7 protein-coding genes and 1 pseudogene are annotated in these 6,397 nt (G+C 47.2%); 1 reads left to right on the top strand and 7 read right to left on the bottom strand.

The features are described from left to right. The 6 genes from mreC to AC1DUA_RS27040 all read right to left on the bottom strand — a co-directional run. On the bottom strand, positions 1-769 hold a 769-nt coding region (mreC, locus tag AC1DUA_RS27065), incomplete at its 3' end, for a rod shape-determining protein MreC (protein ID WP_477502718.1). A gap of 33 nt (positions 770-802) precedes the next feature. Further along, positions 803-1,831 (bottom strand): rod shape-determining protein, encoded by a 1,029-nt coding sequence (locus AC1DUA_RS27060; protein WP_477502717.1) that lies wholly within the window; start codon positions 1,829-1,831, stop codon positions 803-805. 35 nt (positions 1,832-1,866) lie between these two features. After that, positions 1,867-2,556, bottom strand: a complete 690-nt coding sequence (gene radC / locus AC1DUA_RS27055) for a RadC family protein (RefSeq protein ID WP_477502716.1) — start codon at positions 2,554-2,556, stop codon at positions 1,867-1,869. Between the two features lie 109 nt (positions 2,557-2,665). Beyond that, positions 2,666-3,118 (bottom strand): RrF2 family transcriptional regulator, encoded by a 453-nt coding sequence (locus tag AC1DUA_RS27050; protein WP_477502715.1) that lies wholly within the window; start codon positions 3,116-3,118, stop codon positions 2,666-2,668. Positions 3,119-3,215: 97 nt separating this feature from the next. Then, positions 3,216-3,824, bottom strand: coding sequence for a Maf family protein (locus tag AC1DUA_RS27045; protein WP_477502714.1), 609 nt, complete (start codon positions 3,822-3,824; stop codon positions 3,216-3,218). 50 nt (positions 3,825-3,874) lie between these two features. Next, positions 3,875-4,012, bottom strand: coding sequence for a hypothetical protein (locus tag AC1DUA_RS27040; protein WP_477502713.1), 138 nt, complete (start codon positions 4,010-4,012; stop codon positions 3,875-3,877). A 146-nt stretch (positions 4,013-4,158) separates the two neighbouring features. Between AC1DUA_RS27040 and AC1DUA_RS27035 the strand changes: the two genes are divergently transcribed. Then, complete coding sequence (locus AC1DUA_RS27035) at positions 4,159-5,397, top strand: N-acetylmuramoyl-L-alanine amidase (RefSeq protein WP_477502712.1); 1,239 nt, start codon at positions 4,159-4,161, stop codon at positions 5,395-5,397. Between the two features lie 55 nt (positions 5,398-5,452). Here AC1DUA_RS27035 and AC1DUA_RS27030 read toward each other — a convergent pair. Then, positions 5,453-6,397 (bottom strand): annotated as a pseudogene (locus AC1DUA_RS27030) (hypothetical protein); the annotation flags it as partial.

The raw sequence follows: 6,397 nt of genomic DNA, 5'->3' as shown, positions 1-6,397 counted from the left end.
CCCCTGGGCCGATGGAGGAAATTGTCCCTACTTCGATACCCTTAGGGAAGACTTGCCCCAAACCTGATGTAATAATCGTATCCCCGACTTTCATGTCGTCCGCATGTTCCACCTTGTTCATCACAAGTTCCCCAGTATTGCTGTCATAAGACTCAATCATGCCGAATGGTTGATTCTCATTGCCTTTCACGGTGACCGCTACCGCTTTGGAGTTGTTGTCGGAATCCGTGATATCTTTCAACAGTTGCACATTGGAATGAAAGCCGAACACTTTACTCACTCTGCCGACTAATCCGTCAACGGTCATAACCGCCATATTCTCTTTGATTCCGTCCTTGTCGCCCAAATTAATCGTCACTGTGCTGTTGTACGGATCGTTGTCCACCGTAACAACCTCGGCAATCCGATACGTGTAGACGTTGGCTTGGCGCTGTCGTTCTGTAAAGCCCAGATCTTCCATCAGGCGCTTGTTTTGCGATTCCAGATCGTTCAAACGCTGTGTATCTCGCGCATACTGCGTCAAGGTCAGTTTCAGCGTCTTATTTTCTTCATAGATGACTCTAAGCTGCCGAATGTCTTCGAAGAAACCCGCTACCTGCGCAGCGGGCTTGTAGAAGAGTCCTTGCGTCCACGATACCGAGTCTTTGACGAATTTCTCCGGCCACGTCATCGGTCCCCGGTTTCCTAGCGTTAATCCCATCAATATAAAGAAGCAGACTAGACCGAACATCAGGAATATCAGCCTCTTGTTTCCCATGAATTTGAACAAAATGAGCACCTTCTAACGAATTCTTGACGAATATTAACGCTTATAGCGTGAACCTGATTTATTTTTAAATAAATGAATATTTTCCAAGGCGCGGCCTGTCCCGATAGCTACGCAATCAAGCGGATTCTCCGCAACTAGAACAGGCATGCCAGTTTCCCTAGCAAGCAAGCGATCCAGGTTGCGCAATAAACCGCCACCGCCGGTTAACACAATCCCGCGGTCCATAATATCCGCCGATAATTCGGGCGGACACTTCTCTAGCGTGACTTTCACAGCTTCAACGATCGCATTAACCGTATCCATCAATGATTCTGTGATCTCATCGGAGGTTACGCTCATTGTCTTCGGCAAACCGGAAACAAGGTCACGTCCACGGATCTCTAGTGTCTCCGGCTGCTCCATCGGAAGTGCAGAACCAATCTCCATCTTGAGCGTCTCGGATGTGCGTTCCCCAATCATCAGATTGTATGTACGTTTAATGTATTGAATGATGGCCTCGTCCATTTCATCCCCAGCAATACGAATGGAACGGCTGGTTACAATGCCTCCAAGCGAGATAACCGCAACCTCTGTGGTTCCCCCTCCGATATCGACGACCATGCTTCCCGTTGGTTCCCATACTGGGAGATCCGCGCCGATCGCTGCCGCAAACGGCTCCTCAATCGTATAAGCCTCACGCGCTCCAGCTTGTTTCGTTGCGTCTTCCACCGCACGTTTCTCTACGGCCGTGATGCCAGAAGGCACACAAACCATTACATTAGGGTGCCGTTGGAATAACCAGCGCTGCTTTTGAGCCTGTCTCAAAAAGTAGCGAATCATCGTTGCTGTCGTTTCAAAATCGGCAATAACGCCATCTTTCATCGGGCGAATCGCACGAATGTTGCCTGGTGTGCGGCCGATCATTTTTTTGGCTGCGTCTCCGACAGCCTCGATTGTTTTCGTATCCGTACGTAGAGCAACCACCGATGGCTCTCTAACGATTATTCCTCTGCCTTTTACATAAACCAGTGTATTCGCTGTACCCAAATCAATCCCTAGATCTTTCGTAAAGCCTCCAAACATGGCAGTTACTCCTTTCCTATTGCCAACCTATTATATTACATAAAGCCTTCTTCCTTCAAACTTATGAATCTCTGATCACCTATGATAACATGATCCAACACTTCAATACCAATAATAGTTCCCGCTTCCACCAAACGGTGGGTTAGCTGTATATCTTCCGGACTTGGGGTGGGATCTCCACTAGGATGATTATGTACACAAACAATAGACGCACTGCTTCTTTTTATGGCTGCACGGAAAACTTCGCGAGGATGGACGATGGAAGCATTCAAACTGCCCATAGAGAGGGTTTCTTGCGCAAGCACATGATTTTTCGTGTTCAAAAACAAACAAACAAAATGCTCCTTCTGTAAATAACGAAGCTCCTCACTCATTAAATTAGCGATATCCTTCGGTGAACGAATTGTTATCCGCTCCGAGAAAGTGCTCTTGGCAATTCGGCGCCCAAGCTCGATACCAGCAAGAATTTGCAACGCTTTGGCATCACCAATGCCTCTGATCTCCGTAAGCTGATCTTTGCTCATGTCCACAAGGCTGCGCAATCCTCCGGACTCGCTTAAGATGCGGCTTGCTAGACGAACCGCTGACTCCGAAACCGTTCCTGTGCGAAGAATAATTGCTAAAAGCTCGGCATGACTTAACGCCCCAGCTCCATATTGGAGCATTCGCTCTCTAGGTCTTTCCTCGTTCGGCACTTCCCGCAGCATTAAACTTGTGACTTCCATCAATTCCCCTCTTTCCATCTGTAGGTTGTGTTACTTATCCGTATCCCATTCATAGCGATAAGGGTCTTAAAACAACACAAAACCCCCGGATTATAAGATCCGAGGGCTTCTAGGATAACTGCTCATTATTCAATTCTGGGCATCCATACGCTTTGATTCGTTCCAGCATACCGCCGATGGTATAACCATCGAAGTATAATTCCATCTGTTTCTCTGCGTCAGCGAAAACGTTGCCCATCAACTTATCCATCTTGGATGAAATGATACAATCGTTATTTTTCTCATCGCCGGAGCACCAGCTTGGCTTCAAAGAACCGTGACAAGTTAAGCGATAAATTTCACCGAGCGTCACATCATCCGGATTACGGCAGAAAATGAATCCGCCCCCGATGCCTTCTTTGGTTGTAACGTAACCTGCTTTTCGCAGAAAGCCCATAACTTTGCGTATACGAGCAGAGTGTGTGGATACATTCGTAGCAATTTCTTCACTGGTTGCCATATGATCAGGCAAATTTGCAAGAAATACGAGACTGTGGACGGCTATTGTAAATTCGCTGTTCATGGCCAATCCTCCCTGAAGAATGCGATGTCATGTTGCTACTGTCATTGTACCCGTTACAGATTGCACAGTCAATGTGTGAACGTTTGGTAAAGAGAGATTACAGGACCTGAATATCGAAGTTTAACAACAAATCACTAAGCAACGAAAGCGGCAATCCAACAACTGTAAAATAGTCCCCTTCAATCGATTCGACGATCGTGGCGCCAATCCCTTGAATCGCATATGAACCCGCTTTATCCTTAGGCTCCCCTGTCGCGATATAGCGACGAATCTGCTCGTCTGACATAGCTTTCATCTTCACATTCGTTACGCTATGCGAAACCACATGCTTCCCAGTAGCTGCGTCAATGCAAGCCACCCCGCTGTACACCTGATGCGTCGTGCTTTGCAGACCTTTCAACATCCGGTAAGAGTCCTCTTCATCCACGGGCTTTCCAAGAACCTCATTTTGAAGAACAACGACCGTATCAGAACCTACTATAATTCCGTGCTTTTCACTGGACTCCAGCATCTCGCGTACCGTTGACGCTTTGCGTATAGATAGAACTTCTACTAGTTCTGAAGGAGTTATTTTTCCTTCTACGGTCTCATCCGCGTCGCTCACCCGAATGATATAGGGTAGTCCAAGTCCTTGAATCAGCTCCTGCCTTCGCGGCGAGGATGAAGCAAGAATTAATCTTTGTTCGTGGTTTGGTAATTTGCTCAAAAGAAACAACTCCTAGCTTATAATAATGTCCGAATAGGACTGAATACCTTTTACAGCTTGCGATACAGGAGGAACGCCCCCACTAATCCAAGAATACTAGGCACAGGGGCCAGCAACTGACCGATTATAATCCCGGTTATCAATCCGATGATTAAAAATGTGACTAATATAAATGTGTTTTTTTTCATCGCTGTCATCCTCTCTTCTATGTACAAGCCCTATTATACGGGCACACTCTAATTTTTTCCATTAAAAATGTAGCCAGATGGTGATTCTTACCTGCTTACATCCTTAGCTGATCCTAGTAAGATAGATTATCGGAGGTACTTCAACTATGACTTTACTTAAAAGACTTGTTCTACTTTCTTTTATACTTACGATAGCGTTTCCTTACCAAGCTTTTGCCTACAAAATTGTTCTTGATGCCGGTCATGGCGGTAGCGACCCCGGTGCCTCAGGCGTGAATGGTTTGAAGGAAAAAGATGTCAACCTCGACATCACGCAAAAGCTGCGGGACGAGCTAACGAAGCGAGGCTACGAAGTCGTCATGACAAGAACCGATGACACGTATTGGTCACTCGCAGAGCGCGTGAATTTCACAGATGCCTTGCATGCGGATTTATTCGTATCCGTCCACGCAAATGCGCATCCGAACGGCACTACCAAAGGCAGCATGGTGCTTTACTACGATAACGACTACCCCCAAGAGGATTATCCTGCAAGCGACAAAATGAAACAGTTGACACCCTACAGCAAAGACTTGGCCCAGCATGTTTTGGATTCTTTGGTTTCGGCAGCTGGCACCAAGAATTTGGGCTTAGTCCCAAGCGCGGTTTATGTAGCTAGAATGGGTAGCATTCCAAGCATTCTTGTGGAAACAGCTTTCCTAAGCCAATCTAGTGATGCAGCTTTGCTTGCGAGTGACGCCATACGAGCGAAAATGGCTGTTGGTATCGCGAACGGCATTGCGGGCTATACGCCGCCATTATTCACTGATTCCCTGGGGCATTGGGCAAGAGAATCCATTCTTCGCATGAAAAACAAAGGCATCATAGATGGAATCGCCAATCGATATGAACCGGATCGCGCTTTGAAAAGAGCGGAATTCCTCACATTGATGGATCGGGTATTTTCATTCGATAATCTAGTAACAGCTTGCACCCCAAGTGGAACTGTCACTTCAGCGGTATATAGCTGCCAGTCGGCTGACAAAACGTACAAAGATCTGCCCGTTTCTTACTGGGCAAGCCCCGTTTTCGCCAAGGCGCAAAAATTAACGCTGCTTCAAGGTTATGCCGATGGAACGATTCGACCTGAACAACCGATCACTCGTGGCGAAGTCGCTTATATCTTCGACCGTCTCATCCAATTGTCTGCAAAAAGTACTGGGCAAAACACAGCACCTAAGGTAACATTTGACGATGTGCCGGCGGACTTGTGGAGCGCCAAAGCAATCTATGCGCTGAAACAAAAAGGCATTATTAACGGAATCACGGATACTTCGTTCAAACCCGAACAAACGATGACACGCGCAGAGATTGCTGCCCTGTTAGATCGTTACTACACAAAATAAAAAACAGGTGTCTCCCTAAGCTCAGATGAGTTTGGAGACACCTGTTTTTTTTAGATTAAGATGCGCTTATTTTCTTGAGCAGGTCTTTCTGTGCAAGAATGTACTGCATCATGGAAGTTTGAGCCTGCCAGAGCATCGCTGTGGAAGGACTTTTCTTGTACTCATCCATCGATTGCACAGCGCTGTTCAAGGAGGAAGTCATCTTTTGGACAATAGGCTTGGAGTCATCGTTTAAACCTTCATTTAGCGCTGTAGACAACATCGTCAGCGATTGGTGAAAGGCGTGAATCGTTTGCAGAGAACTGTCTGAAAGCACGCTCGGCTTCGTTTCAGCTAGGAGCTTATCCGAACTGTCCAGGGCAGATGCCAGCCCTTTCTTCTTCAGCGTATCCTGGATTGCTTGTGCACCTTGCAAGGAGCTGAACACCCCATTTTGCAGGAACGTGTAGGATTTGGCCGGAATTTGAACAGGCGTTACAGCAATAGCCGTTGCAGGAAGGCTAGCAGCTTGATCTGTGCCTGTTTTCGTAGCTCCGCCCGGCGCTTTCGAGGGAACTGCCACTACGTTAGCAGAAGGAACAGCGATTGTATTTTTGCCAGTAGCTGAATCTGTCGGTGTACGATCAGATGGTGAAAACATGGAGAGGACAAAAAAACCGAAAGCAACTCCCGTCACGACAGCTCCCGCTACCGAGGTTGCAATACGAATCCAAGGAGCGCCACTTGACTTGGCATATCTAGCGCCTACTTCAKGTTCTACATAAGGCCCCTTATGCGTCCAGCTCGACCATTCATCGCGATTTCGCTCCGTAATCGGCTCTGGTCTTTGGTCAGGAACTTCTCTGCTCACTTGCTGTTCTCGGATGGCTTGAGACTCACGGATAATTCGTTCGACTCTTTCCCCTTCCGTCTCAATCTGGCTATTCCAGTTGCCGAAGTCCGTGGTAAACGTATTCAGCGCATGCGGTTCAAATAGGCTTTCTACTTGCTCTCTCTCAGC

Source organism: Paenibacillus sp. 01T422 (assembly GCF_056398785.1).
The sequence above is the reverse complement of the archived record's forward strand: the minus strand, read 5'-3'. Positions and strand labels throughout refer to the sequence as shown.